We start from the raw sequence: 21,602 nt of genomic DNA on the forward strand, positions 1-21,602 counted from the left end.
CGTTCTTCTCTCCTTTCCTCTTCTTGCCGCTCTTTTTTTTTTTTCTCCCCCCCCCCCCCCCCCAGCGCGCTATCCGGTGCTGCTGCAATCCGTTGCCCACGGCACCGCCCAGGGGCAGTGGGACATGCTGCTGACTTCCAGCGGCGCCTGTCTGACTCTCGATGCCGATGGCCGCACCCGTGATGGCGCGGCAACGCTGCTGGACGTCCCTTTCCTGGACGCGCTGGATGCACAGTGGCGCGAGCTCCGGACCCCACGCGTGGAGCCTCGCTGGCCCTTCTGCGGCGGCTGGGCGCTGCTGCTGGGCTATGAGCTGGCCGGCCAGGTCGAACCGGTCCTGCGCCTGCCGCCGGCGCCAGGCAGCCTGCCGGCTGCCGTTGCGCTGCGCTGCCCAGCAGCGGTGCTGCGTGATCGGGGCAGCGGTGAATGCGTGGCGGTCGCCGAGCCCGGCCACGAAGACCTGCTCGAACAAATCGTGGCCGATGCCTCGACAGCTGCAGCACAGCCATTGCTGCAGCCGTGGGCGCCGCCGGTCGATCTGGTTGAAGACGATCCCGCAGCGTTTACCGCAGGGGTGGAAAGGATCCTGGCCTACCTGGCCGCTGGAGACGTGTTTCAGGTCAATCTTTCCCGCGCATGGCAGGCGCGCTTCGCCACCTCGCCGGAGCCAGCTGCCGTCTATGCGCGGCTGCGTGAAGCAAGCCCCGCGCCTTTTTCCGGCCTGTTCTGCGGTGAGGGCTGGGCGGTGGCCAGCGCTTCGCCCGAGCGCCTGGTTTCGGTGCGCGGCGAGGTGGTCGAGACCCGCCCGATCGCGGGCACCCGGCCGCGCCTGCCGGGTGACGACGATGTGCTGCGGGTGCAGGAGATGGTGGCCGACCCCAAGGAGCGTGCCGAACACGTGATGCTGGTGGACCTGGAGCGCAACGACCTGGGCCGGGTGTGTACCGCGGGCAGCGTGGAGGTCGACGAGCTGATGACGGTCGAAAGCTACGCCCAGGTGCACCACATCGTCAGCAACGTGCGCGGACGCCTGCGCGACGATGCCAGCCCGGGCCAGGTGATCGCCGCGGTGTTCCCGGGGGGCAGCATCACCGGCTGTCCAAAGGTGCGCTGCATGCAGATCATCGCCGAGCTGGAGGGCGTTGGTCGCGGTGCGTACACCGGGGCGATGGGCTGGTTGAACCGCGATGGAGACATGGACCTGAACATCCTGATCCGCAGTGCCGAGCTGGAAGGCGACACGCTGCGCTTCCGCACTGGCGCCGGCATCGTTGCCGACTCCACGCCCGACCGCGAACTGGCCGAAACCCGCGCCAAAGCCCGCGGCATGCTCCTCGCCCTGTCCCCCCGGCTGTCGGTATCCTGACGCGATGATCTTCTTCTCCAATACGTGGCAGGGACGCCGGTGAGCAGGCGCGGGTTTGGCATCGGGCTGTTCTTCGTGATTTCCGCGCTGCTGGCCGGCGTGCTGGCGTACCTGGCGTGGAACCACCACCAGGGCTTCGCCAACGGACCGCTGTCGGGCATCGACGAGGGCGACACCGTGATGGTCGAGCGCGGGGATTCGTTCCTGCGCGTGCTCGGCAGGCTGCGCGAAGCCGGCATCAGCGATGGCCACCGGGTGGAATGGCAGCTGCTGGCGCGGCGGCTGGAAGCCGGTGACCGGCTGCAGGTGGGCGAATACCGGCTCGATCCCGGCATGAGCGCAACGGATCTGCTGGTCAAAATGCGCGATGGCCGCGTCATCCGCCACCGCTTCACTATTGTCGAAGGCTGGAACATCCGCGAGCTGCGCGCCGCACTGAGCCGCGCCACGCCGCTGCTGCAGGAAACCGTCGACCTGGACGATGCGGCGCTGATGGACGTGCTCGGCCGTCCGGGCGTGCATCCGGAAGGCCGGTTCCTGCCCGAAACCTACCTCTACACCCGCGGTGACAGCGACCTGGACCTGCTACAGCGGGCCGCAGACGCGCTCGACACGGCGCTTGCACAGGCGTGGGAAAAGCGCGCCGATGGGCTGCCGCTGGAGACGGCCGAGGACGCGCTGGTCCTGGCTTCGATCATCGAGAAGGAAACCGGCATTGCCGGTGAGCGCGGCCAGATTGCCGGTGTGTTCACCCGTCGGCTGCAGCGCGGTATGCGCCTGCAGACCGACCCGACCGTGATCTACGGTATGGGCAGTGCCTACGACGGCAACATCCGTCGCACTGACCTGCGGACCGATACCCCCTACAACACCTACACCCGCGACGGCCTGCCGCCGACCCCGATCGCCATGGCCGGGGCCGACGCCATCCGCGCCGCCACCCGACCCGAGGCGGGAGATGCGCTGTATTTCGTGGCGGTCGGCGATGACAGCGGGCGCCACGTGTTTTCCCGCACCTATGCCGAGCATCAGGTCGCAGTGCGCGAATACGTGCGTCGTTATCGGGAGCGCTTCGGATCAGGGGCCCAGTCGCAATGAATCCCCTGCCGACCCACCCGCGCTTCGTCAGCCTGGAAGGCGGCGAGGGCGCCGGCAAGACCACGGTGCTGGGCAGCCTGCGCCATGCCTTGGCGGCCGGCGGCGACGAGGTGGTGCTGACCCGCGAGCCGGGCGGAACGCCGCTGGCCGAAACCATTCGCACCCTGCTGCTGGACCCCGGACACGAACCGGCTGCGGCGGAGACCGAACTGCTGCTGATGTTCGCCGCCCGAGCCCAGCACGTGCGTGAGGTGATCCGTCCGGCGCTGCAGCGCGGTGCCTGGGTGCTGTGTGACCGCTTCACCGACTCCAGCTATGCCTATCAGGGCGGCGGCCGGGGACTGGATGCGGACCTGATTGAAACCCTGGAACGCAGCGTGGTTGGCCTGCGTCCCGGCCTGACCCTGCTGCTGGATCTGGACGTGGTGACCGGACGAGAGCGCACCCGCGGCCGCGACCTGGTGCCTGATCGTATTGAGCGTGAGCGCGACGGCTTCTTCGAGCGGGTACGCGCGGTGTTCCGCGATCGTGCCGCGGCGGAGCCCGCACGGTTCCGGGTGATCGATGCCGCCCAGCCCGTGGAAGCCGTGGCCGCGGCCGCCCTGGCCGCGCTGCAGGGCTGGCGGGAGGCCCAATGAACAATACGCACGAGCAAGCACTGACGCCCTGGCAACAGCGCGTGTATGACCAGGCCGCTGCATCGCTGGATGCTGGCCGCATGGGCCATGCGCTGCTGTTCAGCGGGCCGGCCATGCTGGGCAAGCGCCGGGTGGCCGAACGCCTGGCTGCGCGGCTGCTGTGCCAGGCGCCCGATCACGGTGCGCGTCCCTGTGGGGGCTGCCGGGGCTGCAGCCTGTTCCAGGCGCGCTCGCAGAAGGAGCCGCTGGAACAGCGTCCTGATGGCTCCCTGTCCCACCCCTGGGGGCACCCGGCGCACCCGGACGCGATCTTCGTGGGCCATGCCTGGCGTATCACGCCGTCGCCGCCCAGGCAGATGACGGTGATCCCGGTGGACCAGGTGCGCGCACTGTCCGAGCGCCTGGCCACCACGCCGCAGTATGGCGGGGTCAAGGTTGCCATCATCGATCCGGCCGAGGACATGAACACCAACGCCGCCAACGCGCTGCTCAAAACGCTGGAAGAGCCCGTGCCAGGGCGTTACCTGTGGCTTTTGAGCGCCAATCCGGCGGGGCTGCCTGCCACCATCCGCAGCCGCTGCCAGCGGCTTGAATTCCGCCTGCCGTCCTTGGCTGAGGGCCTGGCGTGGCTGCAGCAGCAGGGCCATGCAGCGACCGCGGCGGCCGAAGCCCTGGATGCCGCCCGCGGCCATCCAGGGCTGGCGGACTCCTGGCTGCGCGACGGTGGCATCGAGCTGCGGCGTGAAGTGGCAGCCGACCTGGCGGGCCTGGCGCGCGGTGAGCTGGCGCCATCGGAGGCGGCCAAGCGCTGGGTCGACGACGACATGGGCGCCCAGCGCCTGCGCCATGCAGCCGACTTCGTCCTGACCCGGGCGGCGGGCTTGACCGACCCCCGGTCTGGCCGCAGTCTTGCTGACTGGTTTGATGAAGCCAACCGGACCCGTGACCTGCTGCGTACCACCGTGCGCGCGGACCTGGCGGTGGGCGCACTGCTGCTGCAATGGCATGACCTGACCGCGGCCCACCGCGAGCCGGGTAGGAGGAGGTAGACATGGGGGCAACCGTACCGGGCATGCGCCAGGGGATCCTGTCGCTGGTGCTCAAAGACAAGGCCGGGCTGTACAACGCCTACATGCCGTATCTCAAGCACGGCGGCATCTTCGTGCCGACGCCCAAGCGTTACTTCCTCGGTGACGAGGTGTTCGTGCTGCTGACCCTGCCTGAAACCCAGGACCGGGTGCCGGTCGCCGGCAAGGTGGTCTGGGTGACGCCTGTCGGTGCCCAGGGCAACCGGACCGCAGGCGTTGGCGTGCAGTTTGCCGACAGCAACGAGGGGGAAGCGGCCAAGGGCCGCATCGAGACCCTGCTGGCTGGCACTCTTAATTCGGATAAGCCGACCCACACGATGTAGGTCGGCTCCTGATGCCGGTGCCTAATCGGTGATCAGGCCACCGACGCTTCCCGCAGGGCCGGGTTGTCCCAGCCCGGACGCGGGGCGAAGCGGTCGCCGTAGCGGCCCTGCAGCGCCTTCAGCCGCTCCAGCAGCTTGTCGGCACCCACGGTGCGGATGTGCTGGATCGGTCCGCCGCGGAAGGGCGCGAAGCCGGTGCCGAAGATCACCCCCGCATCGAGCAGGTCGGCGTCTTCCACCACGCCCTCGTGCAGCGCCGCCACCGCTTCGTTGAGCATGGCCAGCACCAGCCGGTCTTCCAGGTCCTCGGGAGCCTGGAAGTCCTTGGGCAGTTCGGGCTTTTTGGCCTTGCCGTTTTCCCAGGCGTACAGGCCCTGACCGTCCTTCTTGCCGCGCTTGCCGGCTTCTGGAGGCGTCGCCAGCGCAGGCGGGATATCCAGTCCGAGGAACGGCGCCAGTTCGCGGCCCACGCCCGAGGCGATGTCCAGCCCGACGGTATCGATCAGTTCGATCGGACCCATGGGCATGCCGAACTTCACCGCGGCCTTGTCGATTGCCGCGCCCGGGATGCCTTCCGAGTACGCGGTGGCCGCTTCCAGCATGTACGGGAACAGCAGGCGGTTGACCAGGAAGCCCGGCGTGCCTGCCACCGGCACCGGCAGCTTTCCGATCGCGCGGCAGAACGCGGCCAGCCGTTGGGCAGTGGCCGGGTCCATCGCCTCGTGACACACAATCTCCACCAGCGGCATCTTTGCCACCGGGTTGAAGTAGTGCAGGCCGGCGAACCGTGCCGGCTGCTGCAGGCCGTTGGCCAGTTCCGCAAGCGGGATGGAAGACGTGTTACTGGTCAGTAACGCGCCCGGAGCGAGCTTCGGCTCCACCTGTGCATACAGACCGCGCTTGGCGTCGGCATCCTCGATGATCGCCTCGATCACCAGGTCCGCTTCGGCCAGCCCGGCACCTTCCAGGTCCGACTTCAGTCGTGCGGCCACTTCCGGCCGTTTGGCATCGTCCTTGACGCGCTTGGCAAACAGCTCCTGTGCGCGCTCAAGGGCCTTGTCGATGTACGGCTGCTCGCGGTCCTGCAGGGTCACCTGCATGCCGCGGTAGGCCGACCACGCGGCGATGTCGCCGCCCATGACGCCGGCGCCGATCACGTGCAGTCGCTGCACGTTGTGTTCGCCGCTGCCCTGGGCCTTCAGCCGCTCCTGCAGGAAGTACACGCGGGTGAGGTTGCGCGCGGTCGATGTGCCGGCCAGCTTGACCACCGACCTGCGCTCGGCATCCAGCAGTGACCCGGTTCCACCGCCGCTGCGGCGCCAGGTTTCGATCAGCGAATACGGCGCGGGGTAGTGGTCCTTGCGCGCCTTGCCGGCGACCTGCTTGACCAGGATCGGCGCCAGCACCTGGCGCACCGGCCACAGGTTGGTGGCCCAGCCCATGAAGCGCTGCTTGAACGGGCGCGTGGCGCCCTTGAGCGCCAGCCCGGCAGCCGTGTCCACCAGCAGCGCGGGTTCGGCCATCTTGTCCACCAGCCCGATTGCCCGCGCCGCTTTGGCCGACAGGGCGCGGCCGGTCAGCATCATGTCGAACGCGGACGGCGCGCCGACCAGTCGCGGCAGCCGCACGCTGCCACCCCAGCCGGGATAGATGCCCAGGTTGACTTCCGGCAGGCCGATGCGGGTTGAGTCATCGCTGCTGGCCACCCGGTAATCGCACGCCAGTGCAATCTCGGTGCCGCCGCCCATGCAGAAGCCGTGGATCGCAGCCACCGTGGGGCAGGGCAGCTCGGCCAGGCGCTGGAACACCTGCTGGCCGCGGCGGATCGAGTCGCTGATGGTGCCCTTCGCATCGAACTCGCGAAATTCGCGGATATCCGCGCCGGCGATGAAGCCCTTGGCTTTCGCCGAACGCAGTACCAGTGCCCTGGGAGGATCCAGGGCCAGGCGTTCCAGCAAGCTGTCCAGCTCGAGCAGCACGTCCTGGGAGAACGTGTTGACCGACTCGCCCTCGCGGTCGAGCGAGAGCACCAGCACGGCGTCTTCGCGCTGCTCGGCTTTCCAATGGCTGAAACGCAGTCCGTCGAGGCCTGCAATCATGCGACACCATCCGTCAGGGTATGGGAAACCCCCTATGATCCAGAGGTCGCTCACCCTGCGTCAAATCCTGCCATGCGATGGTAGGTCGGTGTTTCCCATCTGTCGGGGGTTGCCTGAGCGGTCCCGCGCCCCCAGTTTGAATCATTCACAGTAGGCGGACAGCCCCGTCCAGCCTGCTTTCCGGCCGCAGCGCCCGGCAGATTGCCGGTCAAGAAAGGAGCCCGGCCCGATGGCCGATAACGACACCCAGCAGTTGGACCAGGAACTGGTCAAACGCGTGCAGAGCGGCGATATGGCCGCCTTTGACCTGCTGGTGCGCAAATACCAGCATCGGATTGCTGGCCTGATCGGTCGTTACGTGGCGGACTGGAGCGAATGCCAGGACGTGGCCCAGGAAACGTTCATCCGCGCCTACCGGGCGATCGGCAGCTTCCGCGGCGATGCGCAGTTCTACACCTGGCTGCATCGCATTGCGGTCAATACCGCCAAGAACCATCTGGTCTCCCTTGGCCGTCGGCCGCCGGGCTCGGACATAGACGTATCCGATGCCGAACAGTTCGATTCGGGCGTGCGATTGCGCGACAGCGACACCCCGGAACGGGAAATGATGCGCCAGCAGATGGAACAAACGGTGCTGCACGCTGTCGAACAATTGCCTGAAGAGCTTCGGGTCGCAATCACACTGCGTGAGGTCGACGGCCTGAGCTACGACGAAATCGCCCAGAGGATGGGCTGCCCGGTTGGGACGGTGCGTTCGCGCATCTTCCGCGCCCGGGAGGCAATCGATGAGGAACTCAAACCACTGATGGACAGTGAAACCAGCTCGGAGCGCGCTACACGATGACGCAACACGAAGACAGCGACAGCATCCAGATCCTGCCGGATGCGGACAAACTCGATCGTTACCATCGCCAGCAACTGTCGGCGATGCTTGATGGCGAGCTGTCACCGGACCAGGCGCGCTTCATGCTGCGCCGTTTGCAGCATGACGTGGAGCTGGCCGAGCGCTGGGAGCGCTGGCAGATGTCCGGTGACGTGCTGCGCGGGCAGCGCAACGCGCTGCTGCCGGCAGATTTCGCCAGCCGCGTGTCCATGGCGATCACCGATGAGCAGTCACAGCCTGTCCAGCAGCCGGCCCGCAGCGGTGGGCAACGCGTGCTGCGCTGGGGCGGGGGAGCGGCGCTGGCGGCTTCGGTGGCCATGGCCGCACTGCTGGTCGGCCGCCAGGGCGGACCAATGCCCGAACAGGCGCCCGTGCAGGCCGTGCCCGCGCTGGCTGCCAGTGCCGAGGCTGCCCCGCAGGAGCCGGCTCCAACCCGGACCGGGCCCATCCTGGCCGAAGCGCCGCGCAGTGACGCAGACGCGCTCGACGTGCAGCAGCAGGCGGAACCTGCAGTTGCGGCGTCGCGCGCCAGCGCTCGTGCGGCCAGTGTGCCGCCACAGCAAATGATCGCAGCGGCCGCTCCGGCTGCAGCTCCCGCACCGCTGGATATGCCCACTCCGCGCGAAGCCGTCGTGGTGCCATTCCCGGCAATGCGGGACAGCGCTGTGGCCCTGCTGCCCGCGGCGTCGGATGGAATTGGTGCGGATCCGTTCCAGTCACTGCCAATGACCGTCGGCAGCCGGCCCTGGCCGCGCGCGGCAGTGTCGGGCACCGGCAATGCCTACGCGGTGGGCCTGGGTCAGGCAATTCAGCCCGCAGCGACCTGGCTGATGCCGTCCCTGACGGAGCCGCAGGCCGCGGCAGAGCGGTTCGGACTTGCGCCGGACGTGGCGGCAAGCATGGTGGGCAGGCGCGCTGAGACGGCCATTGGCGCCGGTGCCGTTCGCGGTGCGCAGGCGCCGGTCGTGCCCGCGTCCGGGCAGCAGGTCGATCCCGATATCGGCCCGCGCTGAGCGGCTTCGCGCTGCGCCGTTTCCCTTACTGATTATTTGAGGACACTTCCAGGATGAAAGCCCGTATTCCTGTTTTGATGCTTGTGCTGGTCACCGCGGCGACAACCGCAGCCGTGATCCTGCCTTCTGCCACCGCCGAGCCTGCAGCCCAGGAGAGCACGAGCGCGCAGGTCACCCAGGCCGCGGCTCCCGAGCTGGTGACCGGTCTGCCGGACTTCACCCGGCTGGTCGAGCAGGTGGGGCCGGGCGTGGTCAGCATCGAGGCCACCATCACCGGCCGCACGGCCCAGCGCAGGGCGCCGAACCAGGACATGTTCCCGGAAATCTTCCGGCGTTTCTTCGGCCCGGGTTTTTCGATGCCCGATATGCCTGATGGCCCCCAGGCACCGGCGCCGCGCGGCATGTCCATGGGCACCGGCTTCCTGATCAGCGACGACGGCTACCTGTTGACCAATCACCACGTGATCGCCAATGCGGACGAGGTGCGTGTGCGCTTGCACGATCAGCGCCAGTACGACGCGGAGGTGGTCGGCAGCGACGAGCAGTCCGACGTGGCCGTGCTCAAGATCAACGCGGACGACCTGACCGTGCTGCGCCCCGGCGATGCCGGCCGCGTGCGTGCCGGCCAGTGGGCGGTGGCGATCGGATCGCCGTTCGGCCTGGAGCAGTCGGTCACCGCCGGCATCGTCAGCGCGGTCGGCCGATCCAACCGCTATGCGAACCAGCAGTACGTGCCGTTCATCCAGACCGACGTGGCGATCAACCGCGGCAACTCGGGCGGTCCGCTGCTCAACACCCGCGGCGAGGTCATCGGCATCAACTCGCAGATCTTCAGCAACAGCGGCGGCTACCAGGGCGTCAGCTTCGCCATCCCGATCGATATCGCCATGAACGTGGCCGAACAGATCAAGGACACCGGCAGCGTGCAGCGCGGCCTGGTGGGCGTGAACGTGGAGCCGGTGAGCAGGGAGGCGATGGCCGGCTTCGATCTGCCCGATACCCGCGGTGCGCTGGTAATCGGCGTGCAGCCGGGCAGTCCGGCCGAGGACGCCGGGATCGAGATCGGCGACGTGATCCGCGGCGTCGATGGCACGGCCATTGTCCAGGCCAGCGACCTGCCGCCGATCGTGGGCAACATGGCGCCGGGCACAAAGGTGCGCCTGGAAGTGTTCCGCGAAGGCCGGACGCGCAACTTCACCGTGACCCTGGCCGCGCTGGATGATGCTGCCTCGGCTGCCGCCGCTTCCGGCCCCGCACGTGGACAGGATGGGCGTGCGGACGCGACCGCATCCAGCAACCCGCTGGGGCTGGTGGCCAGTGACCTCACCGAGGCCCAGCGCCGTCAGGCGGGCCTGGCGGACGGCGAGGGCGTGCGCATCGTGCGGGTGGAAGGCTTGGCCGCGCGCAGCGCCGGCATCCAGCCCGGCGATGTGATCTCGCGGGTTGGCCGCACCGCGATTGGCAGCGTTCAGGACCTGGAGCGCCAGCTGCGTGACGTCAAACCCGGGCAGACGGTGATGCTGCTGCGCCATCGCGGCGGCGGCGCCGAGTTCGTGGCGGTGACCCTGCGCGACGCCGACGGCTGAACCCCGGTCTGGCGCTTCGGCGCCACGCTGTAACCAGCGCCCGTTCCTGTTGCAGGGACGGGCGCTTTGCTATGCGATAATGCTTCGTTTCCCCCGCCACCTCGCGACAGTGACGCCTGCCCAATGAGTGATCCGATGCGGAACATCCGCAACTTTTCCATCATCGCCCACGTTGACCATGGCAAGTCGACTCTGGCCGACCGCATCATCCAGCTGTGTGGAGGATTGACTGCGCGCGAGATGGAACAGCAGGTACTCGACAACAATCCGATCGAACGCGAGCGCGGCATCACCATCAAGGCCCAGTCCGTATCCGTGCCGTACACGGCCAAGGATGGACAGACCTACCACCTGAACTTCATCGACACCCCCGGGCACGTGGACTTCAGCTATGAGGTCAGCCGCTCGCTGGCGGCCTGTGAAGGCGCGCTGCTGGTGGTCGATGCGGCCCAGGGTGTGGAAGCCCAGTCGGTGGCCAACTGCTACACCGCGGTCGAGCAGGGCCTGGAAGTGATTCCGGTGCTGAACAAGATCGACCTGCCCACGGCCGATCCGGAGCGGGCCAAGGAAGAGATCGAGGCGGTGATCGGCATCGACGCCTCCGACGCGATCGCGGTCAGCGCAAAGACCGGCTTGAACATTGAAGACGTGCTGGAAGCCATCGTCACCCGCATTCCGGCGCCCCAGCGTGGCGATACCGACAAGCTGCAGGCGCTGATCATCGATTCCTGGTTCGACAACTACCTGGGCGTGGTGTCGCTGGTGCGGGTGGTGCAGGGCGAGATCAGGAGCGGCGACAAGCTGCGGGTGATGTCCACCGGACGCAGCCATCAGGTGGACGGCGTGGGCGTGTTCACCCCCAAGCGCAAGGTCACCGGCAAGCTGTCGGCGGGCGAGGTGGGCTGGGTCACGGCCAGCATCAAGGATGTGCACGGCGCTCCCGTCGGCGACACTCTGACCCAGGCCGGTGATCCGGCCGAAAAGCCGCTGCCGGGTTTCCAGGAAATGCAGCCGCGGGTGTTCGCCGGACTGTTTCCAGTCGACGCCGATGACTATCCGGACCTGCGCGAGGCGCTGGACAAGCTGCGCCTGAACGACGCGGCCCTGCGCTTTGAGCCCGAGAGTTCCGAAGCGATGGGCTTCGGCTTCCGCTGCGGCTTCCTGGGCATGCTGCACATGGAAATCGTGCAGGAGCGGCTGGAGCGCGAATACGACCTGAACCTGATCACCACCGCGCCCACGGTGATCTACGAGGTGCTCAAGGTCGACGGCGAGGTGCTGCCGCTGGACAACCCGGCCGATCTGCCGCCGTCCAACCTGGTAGAAGAGGTTCGCGAGCCGATCATCCGCGCCAACATCCTCACCCCGCCCGACTACGTCGGCTCGGTGATCACCCTGTGCGAAGAGAAGCGCGGTAGCCAGATCGGCATCCAGTACCTGGGCAGCCAGGTGCAGGTGAGCTACGAGCTGCCGATGGCCGAGGTGGTGCTGGACTTCTTCGACCGGCTCAAATCGGTCAGTCGCGGGTATGCATCGCTCGATTACCACTTCCTTCGTTTTGACCCGGGTCCGTTCGTGCGCGTGGACGTCCTGATCAACGGCGACAAGGTGGATGCGCTGTCGCTTATCGTCCACCGCAGCCACGCCGACCGGCGCGGCCGGGACCTGACCGAGAAGATGAAGGAATTGATCCCGCGCCAGCAGTTTGACGTGGCGATCCAGGCCGCGATCGGTTCGCAGGTCATCGCCCGCACCACGGTCAAAGCGCTGCGCAAGAACGTGCTGGCCAAGTGCTATGGTGGCGACATTTCACGCAAGAAGAAGCTTCTGGAAAAACAGAAGGCAGGCAAGAAGCGGATGAAGCAGGTGGGCAGTGTGGAGATCCCGCAGGAGGCCTTCCTGGCCGTGCTCAACACCGGCCGCGATTCGTGATTGCTCCCAAGGAGCTCCAATGAAATGGTTTGAAATCGGCCTGGTTGTACTGACCTTCACAACCGGCATCATCTGGCTGCTGGACAAGCTGGTATTCGCCAAGCGGCGCGCGGCGAAAGCGGGGCTCCTGGAAGAGAGGGAGCCGATCGCGGTCGATTACTCCAAGGCGTTCTTCCCGGTGCTGATCGTGGTGCTGATCCTGCGCAGCTTCGTGGCCGAGCCGTTCCGCATTCCGTCCAGCTCGATGATGCCGACCCTGCTGATCGGCGATTTCATCCTGGTCAACAAGTTTTCCTACGGGCTGCGCCTGCCGATCAACAACAAGAAAGTGATCGCGATTGGCGAGCCCAAGCGCGGTGACGTGGTGGTATTCCGACCGCCTCACCAGCCCGAGCAGGACTGGATCAAGCGCGTGATCGGTATTCCGGGCGACACGATCGACTACGTGGACAACACCGTTTATGTGAACGGAACCGCCTTCGAATACGTGCCGGTCGGTGATTACCAGGGGCGTGGCCGTGGGCGCGATATGAACGGCGCGCAGCTGCTGGAGGAAACGGTCTCTGGCCGCGGGCGCAGCCACCAGGTGCTGGAAACCACCCTGCCGATCGCCGATCCGGCCGAGCGCGGCCCGTGGACGGTGCCCGAGGGTCACTATTTCGTGATGGGCGACAACCGCGACAGGAGCGATGACAGCCGCTTCTGGGGTACGCTTCCCGAGAGCCAGCTGCGCGGTAAAGCGTTCCTGATCTGGATGAACTGGGACGGCGATGCCGGGGGTGTCGGCTTCGATCGGATCGGTAACCGGATTCCGTGACAGCGCAAGGCAGCAACGCTTTCCTGGGGAGAGGAACAATGAAGCGCAAACAAAAGGGCATGACCCTGCTCGGGTTCGTGATCGTGTTGTCCGTGGTGGGCTTTTTCGCCTACGTGGCCATGCGGCTGTTCCCGATGTATTCGGAGTATTACAGCGTGCGTTCGGCGATGAAGGGGCTGGCCAACGAGCCGGGCATCGCCACCCAGGATCCGGCCAGGATCCACGACCTGTTTTTCCGCCGGCTGTACATCAGCTATTCGGAAAACGTGAAGAAAGAGCACGTGAAGCTCCGTCGGGTCGATAACGGCTGGGAAATGAACGTCGAGTACGAAGTGCGTCGTCCGCTGGTCGGCAACCTCGATGTGGTGGGCAAGTTCAATTCAGTGCAGATGCTGACGCGTGCCGGCAGCATCGATTGATTTCGCCGGACACCGCTTCAATGACCAGGGCCTGCTTTCGCAGGCCCTGACGCATCGCAGTGCCGGGGCGCCGCACAACGAGCGCCTGGAATTCCTCGGCGATGCGCTGCTGGGCCTGATCGCTGCCGAAGCGCTGTACCAGCGCTGGCCTCGGGCCGATGAAGGCGCCATGACCCGCGCCCGCGCCGAACTCGTACGCGAATCCACCCTGGCCAAAATCGCACGCAGGCTCGACCTGGGGCCGCGCCTGGTGCTGGGCCCCGGCGAGATGAAATCCGGTGGTCATCGCCGCGATTCGATCCTTTCCGACGCGCTGGAAGCGGTGATCGCCGCGATCTACCTGGATGCCGGGATGGACGCCTGCCGCGCCGTGGTGCTGGGCTGGCTGGAACCCGAACTCGGGGCGCTGGCGATGGGCAAGGTGGAAAAGGACCCCAAGACCAGGCTGCAGGAGTGGCTGCAGGGGCGACAGCATCCGCTGCCCAGCTACGAACTGCTTGGTGAATCCGGATCCGACCACGACAGGACCTTTCTCGTGCGCTGCAGCACAACGCAGCCGGCGGCCACTGCCGAGGGCGAGGGTGGCTCGCGTCGCGCGGCTGAACAGCAGGCCGCAGAAAATGTGCTCGCCCAGCTCGAGACCCGTCCTACAATGGGCGCATGACAAATCCAGCCCCCCATCGTGCCGGCCACGTGGCCGTGATCGGCCGCCCCAACGTCGGCAAATCCACCCTGGTCAACGCCCTGGTAGGGGCCAAGATCAGCATCGTCTCCAACCGCCCGCAGACCACCCGCCACCGGATGCTTGGCATTGCCACCTTCCCGGCCGGCCAGCTGGTGCTCGTGGACACGCCCGGGCTGCACCGCGACCACGGCAAATCCACCGCCAGCGCCATGCACCGCTGGATGAATCGTTCCGCGCGCGGAGCGCTGGAGGGCGTGGACGCCGCGATGCTGGTGGTGCACGCAGGCCGCTGGGAAGACGAGGACAGCGCGGCCTATGACACCCTGCGCCAGGCCGGCGTGCCGGTCATGCTGGTGGTGAACCAGGTCGACCGGATCCAGGACAAGGCGTCGCTGCTGCCGTACCTGGCCAAAGTCAACGAAGGGCGCGAGTTCTCCAGTGTGCATCCGGTCTCCGCGCTCAAACGCAAGGGGCTGGACGGACTGGTGGACAGTGCCCTTGCGCTGCTGCCAGAGCAGCCGGCGCTCTACGGTGAAGATGAAATCACCGACCGGAGCCAGCGCTTCCTGGCGGCGGAGCTGTTGCGCGAGCAGTTGATGCGCCAGCTGGGCGCTGAACTGCCCTATGCCACCACGGTGGAGCTTGAGTCCTTCGTCGAGGAGCCCTCGCCCAAGGGCGGCGTGCTGCTGCGCATTGGCGCGGTGATCTGGGTGGAGCGCGAAGGCCAGAAGGCGATCGTGATCGGCAAGGGCGGCGAGCGTCTGCGCGAGATCGGAACCCGGGCGCGCGAGCACATGGAGCGCCTGTTCGGCTCCAGGGTATTCCTGCAGACCTGGGTGCGGGTACGCCAGGGCTGGTCCGACGACGAGGCGGCGCTGCGGGCGTTCGGTTACGAGGAGCCGTAATTGCGCTACCTCGCCGAGCCCGCCTACGTGTTGCATGCGCGGCGCTGGCGGGAGACCAGCCTGATGGTCGAAGTGTTGAGCGCGAACCACGGCAGGCTGGGGCTGGTGGCGCGCGGGGTGACCGGGCCGAAGCGCCAGGCCCTGCGGGCAGCGCTGCAGCCGCTGCAATACATCAGGGTGAACGCCACCCAGCGCGGCGAGCTGGCGTGGCTCAATTCCGCCGAACAGATTGACAGCGCGCCGATGCTGGTCGGCGAGGCCAGCATGGCGGGTTTCTATCTGGGCGAACTGCTGCTGCGGCTGGTGCCGCGGCAGGATCCGCAGCCGCAGGTGTATGCGCTGTACGGACAGGTGCGCGAACGCCTGCGACAGCTTGAACCACTCGCATGGACGCTGCGCCGTTTCGAACGCGACCTGCTGGAAGCGCTTGGAGTCGGATTCGACTTCAGCGTGGATGCCGAGGGCGCCCCGCTGGATCCGGCAGGTCGCTACCGGGTTGAGCCCGAGGTCGGACTGTGGCGGGTGCGCGATCAGCGCGCCGGTGAGCGCAGCGATGCATCCGGGCGCGGCCTGCTGGCGCTGGCGGCCGATACGCTGCCCGAACGGGAAGACATGCCGGGCCTGCGTCGCGCGCTGCGCGAAACGCTCACCCACCACCTGGGTGGGCGCGGGCTCAAATCCTGGGAGCTGATGGGAGAGCTGGGGCGGATCAGCAGGCAGTGACTTCCGCCGCCTCGATGAAAGTCTGCAGGCGAGTGGGACAGTGGGGCGCGTCACGCAGCGCCTGCCCGGCAGCGTCCAGGCGCGCGGCGCCAACGAAACCGCAGCTGGCACGGAGCCTGTGCAGGGTGTCGTGCATGGCAGCGTGGTTGCCGGCCTGGGCCGCGGCCATGATCGCGTCGCGGGCGGGGGGCAGTTCGGCCAGAAACAGTCCGCGCAGGGCATCGACGTTGTCGCGGCTGCCGCCGAGTGCGGCGATCGCCGCCGCGTCGTCCCATACCGGCAGCTCGGTGGACCCGTAGCCGGCTGCGCTCTCGCCGATGGGCAGCGGTGCAGGAGCCTGGGCCAGCGCGGCGCTGACGGCCTGGCGCCATGCGCCGGCACTCAGGGGTTTGACCACCACGTTGGTAAAGCCCTGGGCCAATAAACGTTCGCGTTCCCCGGTCTCGACCGCGGCGGTATGGACCAGGGCCGGCGTGGACAGGCCGCGACTGCGCAGCTCGGCCAGCAGCCCGCCACCGGTACCGTCAGGCAGGTTGGCGTCGAACAGCCACAGGGCGTGACTGCCATCTGCGGCGAGCTCCCGGCCCTGAGCGATGGTTTGCGCGATGTCGATTTCCACGGGCAGTTCCGCCAGCGCGGTGGCCAGGAACATCCGGCTCGTGGGCTCATCCTCAAGCAGCAGCAGTCTCGGCTTCATTGTCCGCACCCGTTCCCTCGGTATGCTCGCAGCATGGTGCGTTGCATCCTACTACTGCTGGGAACAATCCTGCTGGCATGGGCGCCATCGGGGCAGGCGCGCGTGTTGGAAGCGCGGATCGATCGCATCGACAGTCCGGTCGCGGTGCTCGAGCAGGTGACCGCAAGGCTGGAGTGGCCGGAGCGGTCCGAACAGGGCCGGCTGCGCCTGACCGTGGGCCATGTGGCGGCAGCGGATCTGGGCTACGCGTTTCAGGACCTCACCTGGGAGTGTCCGTTGCAGCGGGACGCCAGCGGACAGGGCGGTTGGCTCTGTGAAGGCGTGCTTCGATCAGGGCCAGGGCCGGGTATGCGCCTGGCGGTGGACCTGGGTGCGACCGGGATCCATGCCGCGCTGGGCGCGGGTGATTCACGGATCGACCTGGCCCATGACACGCGTACCCCTGACCTGACCCGGATCGAGCTGGCCCGGGTGCCGTTGGCTTGGGCCCAGGCGCTGGTGGCGCAGGCGTGGGAGGCTGCGCAACTGGGTGCGGGCAGCCTGGATGGCAGCATGCGGATCAGCGCGCCGACCGGCGGGACGCTGGGGCTGGATGCGCAGCTGCGATTTGCCCAGGGCGCGTTCGAAACGGCCGATGCCAGCGCTGCCGGGGAAGGATTGGAGGCGCGGGTGGAAGTGGGCTTCCGCAGCCCCGGGGGCCGCAATCTCGTGGTGGTGGACGGTGAGCTGGGCGGCGGCGCACTGCTGTTTGGGAATGCGTTCATCGACTTGCCGGACACACCGGTGCCGTTGCGGGTGGCCGCGGCGCGGGAAGCGCCCTCATCCGGCTGGACGCTGGAGCGATTCAGCTGGCAGGACGGTACGACCCTGGCAGCGCATGGCTCGGCGGAATTCACGCCCGATGCCGGCCTGAAGACATTGGATGTGGAGCTGGTCAGCGACGACACGACCCTGCTGCCGGCGCGCTACCTGTCCGGCTGGCTCGCGTTGGCGGGCCTGGCCGATCTGCAGATGACCGGTGGGCTGGATGCGCGCGTTGGCCTGGACCCGCAGGGCGTCCGGCACGGCCGTCTGCGACTGGATGATCTGGATCTGCTGGGGCAGGGTGGCCGGTTTGCATTCGAGGGCCTGGATGGCGAAGTCGCACTGCCGTCTGGCACCCCCGCAGACAGCATGCTGCAGTGGCGTACGGCCGCGGTGAGTGGGCTGACGTTCGGACCAGCGCAGCTTGCGCTGCAGGGGCTCGACGGAGAGCTTCGCCTGCGCGAGGCGGCCAGGGTGGAACTGCTGGGCGGAAAGGTGGTGTTGGATCCGCTGTCCCTGCGCCTGCCGGTGGCGGGGCAGCGATTACGGCTGGATTTCGCCCTGGCAGTGGAGGATGTCGAGGTCGAGCAGCTTTCGGCCGCTTTCGGCTGGCCGGCCTTTGGCGGCAGGTTGAGCGGCCGGATCCCGACCGGGCGCTATGAGAATGAGCGGCTGGAGTTCGAAGGTGGACTGTCTGTCGATGTGTTCGACGGCCGGATCGACGTGGGCTCGCTGTCCATGGACCGGCCTTTCGGCGTCGCACCAACCCTGTCGGCGGACCTGAAACTGCATGAGCTGGATCTGTTTGCGATCACCGAGGTGTTCGATATGGGCCACATCACCGGTCGGCTGTCGGGCCACATGGACGGTCTGCGGCTGGTGGACTGGCAGCTGTCCGCGTTTGATGCCGAGCTGGGCACGGTGCCCCGGCGCGGCGTACGCCAGCGGATCAGCCAGCGGGCGGTGCAGAACATTTCCAGCGTGGGCAACGGCTCGCTGATGGGCGGCCTGCAGGGGCAGCTGATCGGGTTCTTCGATGACTTCGGCTATTCGCGCATCGGTCTCAGCTGCCGTCTGGCCAACGGGGTCTGCCGGATGGGCGGCCTGCGTTCAGCGGGCAACACATTTACTATCGTTCAAGGTGCCGGCATCCCGCGGCTGCAGGTGGTCGGCCACAACCGCAACGTTGACTGGCAGACGCTGGTGGAACGGGTTGCGGCGGTGATCGGCGGCGACGTGACGCCGGTGGTGGATTGACGCGGGCATTGATGCCCGCATCCTGGAATCGAATGGAGATGGATCAATGAAACGCTGGCTGGGTTCGGGTTTTGCCGCAGTGCTGTTGTTGACGGCCTGCGTGACCATCAACGTGCATTTTCCGGCGGTGGAGGCGCGCGAAGCGGCCCGCGAATTCGTTGATGACGTGATCGGACGCCCGGCTGAGGTTCCGGCCGATGACGACCTGCTGTTCCCCGACGGGCAGGGCGGTATGGCCCTGGCGCCGGTTCGGTTCGACCCGCTGGCATTGCTTGGCATTGGCACCGCACACGCGCAGAGTCCGGATATCACCGTCAGCACGCCGGCGATCGACGCGATCCGGGCGCGCATGCGCGACCGGTTCCGCAACACCCTGCGGCCACATTTCGACAGCGGTGCGCTGGGTTTTGGCAACGATGGTTCGGTCCAGGTGCGCGATGCTGGTGCGATCCCGCTGTCTGCGCGGGTGGCGGCAAACCAGGCGGTGGCGGAACAGAACCGTGATGCGCGTGCCGTGTACCGGGAAATCGCGGTCGCCAACGGCCGGCCGGAGTGGGAAGGACAGATCCGCGGTGTGTTTGCGCGGCAGTGGATCGAGCGCGCGCGGGCCGGGTGGTGGTACCAGGATTCAGGCGGAAGCTGGCGGCAGAAATGACCGGCTGCATGCGTCCGGCCCGACAGCGACACGGTGCTGGGTGAGACAATAGCGGGCCTTCCTTTATCCAAGTGACGCAGTGGCCCGCATAGACCAGACGCCGTTTGAAATCGAAATCATGGAGTTGGGCCACGACGGCCGTGGCGTAGCCCGTCGTGACAACGGCCGGACCGTGCTGGTCGCAGGCGCACTGCCGGGCGAGCGCGTGCTGGCGAAGCAGACGCGGCGCACGCGCGAGGCGGATCTGGCGACCACCGTGGAGGTGCTGCACGCTTCTCCCGACCGCGTAGAGCCGCGCTGCCCACATTTCGGCGTCTGTGGGGGCTGCGTGTTGCAGCACCTGGATGGAGCCCAGCAGATCCTGGTCAAGCAGGCCCGCCTGCTGGAGCAGTTCGGCGAGTCCGGCGTGACCCCGGAGACCGTGCTGGAGCCGCTGGTCGACGCGGCCTGGGGCTACCGCCGCAAAGGTCGGCTGTCCGTGCGCCGGGTGCGGAAGAAGGACAAGACCCTGGTCGGTTTCCGCGAACTGGATCCACGTTTCGTTGCCGATCTTGCCGAGTGCCATACCGCCATCCCGCAGGTGGGTATGAGGATCGCCGCGCTGTCGGTGCTGATCGAATCGCTGCAAGCGCGGCAGGTGATCCCGCAGGTCGAATTCATCGCCGGTGATGCGGCCGTCGCGCTGATCATCCGCCATATGGAGCCGCTGGTTGCGGACGACCTGACGGCATTGGAAGCGTTCGGCCGCGAGCACGATCTGGCCATCTTCCTGCAGCCGGGCGGCGTGGATTCCGTGCACCCGCTGTGGCCTGCGGTACCGCCGGAGCTGTCGTTCCGGCTGGAGCCCTGGGATGTGGAGCTTGGCTTCCAGCCGTTGGATTTCATCCAGGTCAACGCCGGGCTCAATCAGAAAATGATCGCGCTGGCGCTCGAGCTGCTGGACGTGGGGCCGGGGCAGCGCGTGCTGGATCTGTTCTGCGGCCTGGGCAACTTCACCCTGCCGCTGGCGCGCACCGCGGCCGAGGTGGTGGGCGTTGAGGGAGATCCCGGGCTGGTGGCGCGGGCACGCGCCAATGCGCAGCGCAACGGGCTGGGACACGTACAGTTCCATGCCGCCGATCTCACCCAGGACCAGAGCGCAGCCGAGTGGATGGTGCAGGGCTTTGACCGCCTGCTGCTGGATCCGCCGCGATCGGGCGCGATCGACGTGCTGAAGCAGCTGCCGCTGGAGCGCTTCGGGCGAATCGTCTACGTGAGCTGCCACCCCGATACGCTGGCCCGCGATGCCGCCTATCTGGTCAACGAGCGCGGCTGGAAGCTGCGCAAAGCCGGGGTGATGGACATGTTCCCGCATACGGCGCATGTGGAATCGATCGCAATGTTCGAGCGGGGTTGAGGAGTCCGCATGGCCATTGAAATCGAACGCAAGTTCCTGGTGACCGGCAGCGGGTGGCGCGAGGCCGCGGAGCGGTCCGAGGCTATGGCGCAGGGGTATCTCAACCAGGTCGACAAGCTGGCGGGCGGCGATCTGGCCAGCGTGCGGGTGCGTCTGGAAGGGCCGCGCGCGGCGCTCAACATCAAGTCCTGCGAAGCCGGGCGCAGCCGCCAGGAGTTCGAATACCCGCTGCCGGTCGATGATGCGCGCGCGCTGCTGGCGCTGTGCACCGGCGGCAAGGTGCAGAAGCAGCGCCACTATGTCCGCCACGGCGCCCATCTGTGGGAGGTGGACGAGTTCGAAGGTGACAATGCCGGGCTGGTGGTGGCGGAAATCGAGCTGGGCGGGGTGGATGAAGAGTTCCAGCGACCCGACTGGCTGGGTGCCGAGGTCACCGACTTCCATCGCTATTACAACATCGCCCTGTCCAAGCGTCCTTTCACTGCATGGAGCGACGCGGAGAGGCAGGGCCCCGAGGAGGATGGCGATGCGCGTTGATGTCTGGTCGGACCTGGTGTGCCCGTTCTGCTGGATCGGTATTACCCACTTCCGCCGCGGCCTGGCACTGCTGGGCAGTGACGCACCGAAGGTGGAGCTGCGCTGGCGGGCCTTCATGCTTGATCCTGACGCGGATGCGACGCCCGTGCCGTTGGCCGAGGCCTATGCACAGAAGTTTGGTGGCGAAGATCAGGCCAGGGCCATGTTCGAACGGGTGGAATCCGCCGGCCGCGAAGCCGGTCTGCCGATCGACCTCGGCCGGGGACAGGTGCGTGTCACGACCCTCCCTGCGCACCGGTTGATGTGGCTGGCGCGCCAGCAGCAGGTCGATGTCGACGCCGTTGCCGACGCCCTGTTCCACGCCCATTTTGCCGAAGGCCTCAGCCTTGCCGATCCTGCCACCCTGGTGAGGGCCGGAGCTGCGGGCGGGCTGGCGGAAGAATCCGTCCACGCCCTGCTGGCAGGAGCCGACGGCGAGCAGGACGTCCGCAACGACATGGGCCAGGCCCGGCAGATCGGCATTTCCGCAGTGCCTTTTTTCGTGCTGGACGGTCGGCTTGCCGTGCGCGGCGCGCAGCCGCCCGAAGCGTTCGCCGATGCCATCCGTCAGGCCCTGGCCCTGCCGCCGCCATCCCATCTGACACAATGACCACAGTGATGCCGCACCGGTATCAACGGAGG

The 21,602-nt window shown here is 67.4% G+C and carries 21 protein-coding genes; 19 read left to right on the top strand and 2 right to left on the bottom strand.

All coding sequences use genetic code 11. The features are described from left to right. The 5 genes from WCE59_RS11570 to WCE59_RS11590 all read left to right on the top strand — a co-directional run. The coding region (locus tag WCE59_RS11570; protein ID WP_449284158.1) for an aminodeoxychorismate synthase component I at nt 1-1,366 on the top strand (1,366 nt) is incomplete at its 5' end. A 39-nt stretch (nt 1,367-1,405) separates the two neighbouring features. Next, nucleotides 1,406-2,464 carry an endolytic transglycosylase MltG gene (mltG, locus tag WCE59_RS11575; protein ID WP_343258929.1) on the top strand — a complete coding sequence of 353 codons (1,059 nt, stop codon included), beginning with the start codon at nt 1,406-1,408 and terminating at the stop codon, nt 2,462-2,464. Next, on the top strand, nt 2,461-3,102 hold the full coding sequence (gene tmk / locus WCE59_RS11580) for a dTMP kinase (RefSeq protein ID WP_343258930.1): 642 nt from the start codon (nt 2,461-2,463) through the stop codon (nt 3,100-3,102). Before mltG ends, tmk begins: the two co-directional genes overlap by 4 nt. After that, complete coding sequence (locus WCE59_RS11585; RefSeq protein ID WP_343258931.1) at nt 3,099-4,151, top strand: DNA polymerase III subunit delta'; 1,053 nt, start codon at nt 3,099-3,101, stop codon at nt 4,149-4,151. Before tmk ends, WCE59_RS11585 begins: the two co-directional genes overlap by 4 nt. A 2-nt stretch (nt 4,152-4,153) precedes the next feature. Further along, complete coding sequence (locus tag WCE59_RS11590; protein WP_343258932.1) at nt 4,154-4,513, top strand: PilZ domain-containing protein; 360 nt, start codon at nt 4,154-4,156, stop codon at nt 4,511-4,513. A 32-nt stretch (nt 4,514-4,545) separates the two neighbouring features. Here WCE59_RS11590 and WCE59_RS11595 read toward each other — a convergent pair whose 3' ends face one another. Next, nucleotides 4,546-6,612: a 3-hydroxyacyl-CoA dehydrogenase NAD-binding domain-containing protein gene (locus WCE59_RS11595; RefSeq protein WP_343258933.1), complete on the bottom strand. Its 2,067-nt coding sequence runs from the start codon at nt 6,610-6,612 to the stop codon at nt 4,546-4,548. A gap of 229 nt (nt 6,613-6,841) precedes the next feature. Here WCE59_RS11595 and rpoE point away from each other — a divergent pair, with 229 nt between their 5' ends. From rpoE to recO, 9 genes are all read left to right on the top strand, one after another. Beyond that, complete coding sequence (gene rpoE / locus WCE59_RS11600; protein WP_343258934.1) at nt 6,842-7,456, top strand: RNA polymerase sigma factor RpoE; 615 nt, start codon at nt 6,842-6,844, stop codon at nt 7,454-7,456. Next, the gene (locus WCE59_RS11605; protein ID WP_343258935.1) at nt 7,453-8,508 is read left to right on the top strand and encodes a sigma-E factor negative regulatory protein; all 1,056 of its coding nucleotides are present in this window, start codon (nt 7,453-7,455) and stop codon (nt 8,506-8,508) included. The genes rpoE and WCE59_RS11605 overlap by 4 nt, the downstream gene beginning before the upstream one ends. Before the next feature lie 53 nt (nt 8,509-8,561). After that, a complete protein-coding gene (locus WCE59_RS11610; protein ID WP_343258936.1) occupies nt 8,562-10,094 on the top strand; it encodes a Do family serine endopeptidase in 1,533 nt (510 codons plus the stop codon). A gap of 135 nt (nt 10,095-10,229) precedes the next feature. Next, nucleotides 10,230-12,026, top strand: coding sequence for a translation elongation factor 4 (gene lepA / locus WCE59_RS11615; RefSeq protein WP_343258986.1), 1,797 nt, complete (start codon nt 10,230-10,232; stop codon nt 12,024-12,026). Nucleotides 12,027-12,045: 19 nt separating this feature from the next. Continuing rightward, the gene (gene lepB / locus WCE59_RS11620) at nt 12,046-12,843 is read left to right on the top strand and encodes a signal peptidase I (protein WP_343258937.1); all 798 of its coding nucleotides are present in this window, start codon (nt 12,046-12,048) and stop codon (nt 12,841-12,843) included. A gap of 38 nt (nt 12,844-12,881) precedes the next feature. Further along, on the top strand, nt 12,882-13,262 hold the full coding sequence (locus tag WCE59_RS11625; protein ID WP_343258938.1) for a DUF4845 domain-containing protein: 381 nt from the start codon (nt 12,882-12,884) through the stop codon (nt 13,260-13,262). Then, on the top strand, nt 13,243-13,926 hold the full coding sequence (gene rnc / locus WCE59_RS11630) for a ribonuclease III (protein WP_343258939.1): 684 nt from the start codon (nt 13,243-13,245) through the stop codon (nt 13,924-13,926). The genes WCE59_RS11625 and rnc overlap by 20 nt, the downstream gene beginning before the upstream one ends. Continuing rightward, nucleotides 13,923-14,852 (top strand): GTPase Era, encoded by a 930-nt coding sequence (gene era, locus WCE59_RS11635; protein ID WP_343258940.1) that lies wholly within the window; start codon nt 13,923-13,925, stop codon nt 14,850-14,852. Before rnc ends, era begins: the two co-directional genes overlap by 4 nt. Then, nucleotides 14,853-15,575, top strand: a complete 723-nt coding sequence (recO, locus tag WCE59_RS11640) for a DNA repair protein RecO (protein ID WP_343258941.1) — start codon at nt 14,853-14,855, stop codon at nt 15,573-15,575. On the opposite strand, the gene WCE59_RS11645 is transcribed toward recO, so the two are convergent. Further along, nucleotides 15,562-16,272, bottom strand: a complete 711-nt coding sequence (locus WCE59_RS11645) for a response regulator (RefSeq protein WP_343258942.1) — start codon at nt 16,270-16,272, stop codon at nt 15,562-15,564. The genes recO and WCE59_RS11645 overlap by 14 nt on opposite strands. A gap of 33 nt (nt 16,273-16,305) precedes the next feature. Here WCE59_RS11645 and WCE59_RS11650 point away from each other — a divergent pair, with 33 nt between their 5' ends. From WCE59_RS11650 to WCE59_RS11670, 5 genes are all read left to right on the top strand, one after another. Then, the gene (locus tag WCE59_RS11650; protein WP_343258943.1) at nt 16,306-18,333 is read left to right on the top strand and encodes a hypothetical protein; all 2,028 of its coding nucleotides are present in this window, start codon (nt 16,306-16,308) and stop codon (nt 18,331-18,333) included. A 46-nt stretch (nt 18,334-18,379) separates the two neighbouring features. Continuing rightward, on the top strand, nt 18,380-18,988 hold the full coding sequence (locus WCE59_RS11655; RefSeq protein WP_343258944.1) for a YdbL family protein: 609 nt from the start codon (nt 18,380-18,382) through the stop codon (nt 18,986-18,988). 79 nt (nt 18,989-19,067) lie between these two features. Next, nucleotides 19,068-20,384, top strand: coding sequence for a 23S rRNA (uracil(1939)-C(5))-methyltransferase RlmD (gene rlmD / locus WCE59_RS11660; RefSeq protein ID WP_343258945.1), 1,317 nt, complete (start codon nt 19,068-19,070; stop codon nt 20,382-20,384). Nucleotides 20,385-20,393: 9 nt separating this feature from the next. After that, a complete protein-coding gene (locus WCE59_RS11665; RefSeq protein ID WP_343258946.1) occupies nt 20,394-20,921 on the top strand; it encodes a CYTH domain-containing protein in 528 nt (175 codons plus the stop codon). Then, nucleotides 20,911-21,570, top strand: a complete 660-nt coding sequence (locus tag WCE59_RS11670) for a DsbA family oxidoreductase (protein ID WP_343258947.1) — start codon at nt 20,911-20,913, stop codon at nt 21,568-21,570. The genes WCE59_RS11665 and WCE59_RS11670 overlap by 11 nt, the downstream gene beginning before the upstream one ends. Nucleotides 21,571-21,602 lie beyond the last annotated feature (32 nt).

This window comes from Luteimonas qiangzhengi (genome assembly GCF_039548515.1).
Classification (GTDB): Bacteria; Pseudomonadota; Gammaproteobacteria; order Xanthomonadales; family Xanthomonadaceae; genus Luteimonas.

What these genes read in the sequence shown, in the direction of transcription:
- tmk (WP_343258930.1), top strand. Translation starts at nt 2,461, where the DNA reads ATGAATCCCCTGCCGACCCACCCGCGCTTCGTCAGCCTGGAAGGCGGC.
- WCE59_RS11585 (WP_343258931.1), top strand. Translation starts at nt 3,099, where the DNA reads ATGAACAATACGCACGAGCAAGCACTGACGCCCTGGCAACAGCGCGTG.
- WCE59_RS11590 (WP_343258932.1), top strand. Translation starts at nt 4,154, where the DNA reads ATGGGGGCAACCGTACCGGGCATGCGCCAGGGGATCCTGTCGCTGGTG.
- WCE59_RS11595 (WP_343258933.1), bottom strand. Translation starts at nt 6,612, where the DNA reads ATGATTGCAGGCCTCGACGGACTGCGTTTCAGCCATTGGAAAGCCGAG.
- rpoE (WP_343258934.1), top strand. Translation starts at nt 6,842, where the DNA reads ATGGCCGATAACGACACCCAGCAGTTGGACCAGGAACTGGTCAAACGC.
- WCE59_RS11605 (WP_343258935.1), top strand. Translation starts at nt 7,453, where the DNA reads ATGACGCAACACGAAGACAGCGACAGCATCCAGATCCTGCCGGATGCG.
- WCE59_RS11610 (WP_343258936.1), top strand. Translation starts at nt 8,562, where the DNA reads ATGAAAGCCCGTATTCCTGTTTTGATGCTTGTGCTGGTCACCGCGGCG.
- lepA (WP_343258986.1), top strand. Translation starts at nt 10,230, where the DNA reads ATGCGGAACATCCGCAACTTTTCCATCATCGCCCACGTTGACCATGGC.
- lepB (WP_343258937.1), top strand. Translation starts at nt 12,046, where the DNA reads ATGAAATGGTTTGAAATCGGCCTGGTTGTACTGACCTTCACAACCGGC.
- WCE59_RS11625 (WP_343258938.1), top strand. Translation starts at nt 12,882, where the DNA reads ATGAAGCGCAAACAAAAGGGCATGACCCTGCTCGGGTTCGTGATCGTG.
- era (WP_343258940.1), top strand. Translation starts at nt 13,923, where the DNA reads ATGACAAATCCAGCCCCCCATCGTGCCGGCCACGTGGCCGTGATCGGC.
- WCE59_RS11645 (WP_343258942.1), bottom strand. Translation starts at nt 16,272, where the DNA reads ATGAAGCCGAGACTGCTGCTGCTTGAGGATGAGCCCACGAGCCGGATG.
- WCE59_RS11650 (WP_343258943.1), top strand. Translation starts at nt 16,306, where the DNA reads ATGGTGCGTTGCATCCTACTACTGCTGGGAACAATCCTGCTGGCATGG.
- WCE59_RS11655 (WP_343258944.1), top strand. Translation starts at nt 18,380, where the DNA reads ATGAAACGCTGGCTGGGTTCGGGTTTTGCCGCAGTGCTGTTGTTGACG.
- WCE59_RS11665 (WP_343258946.1), top strand. Translation starts at nt 20,394, where the DNA reads ATGGCCATTGAAATCGAACGCAAGTTCCTGGTGACCGGCAGCGGGTGG.
- WCE59_RS11670 (WP_343258947.1), top strand. Translation starts at nt 20,911, where the DNA reads ATGCGCGTTGATGTCTGGTCGGACCTGGTGTGCCCGTTCTGCTGGATC.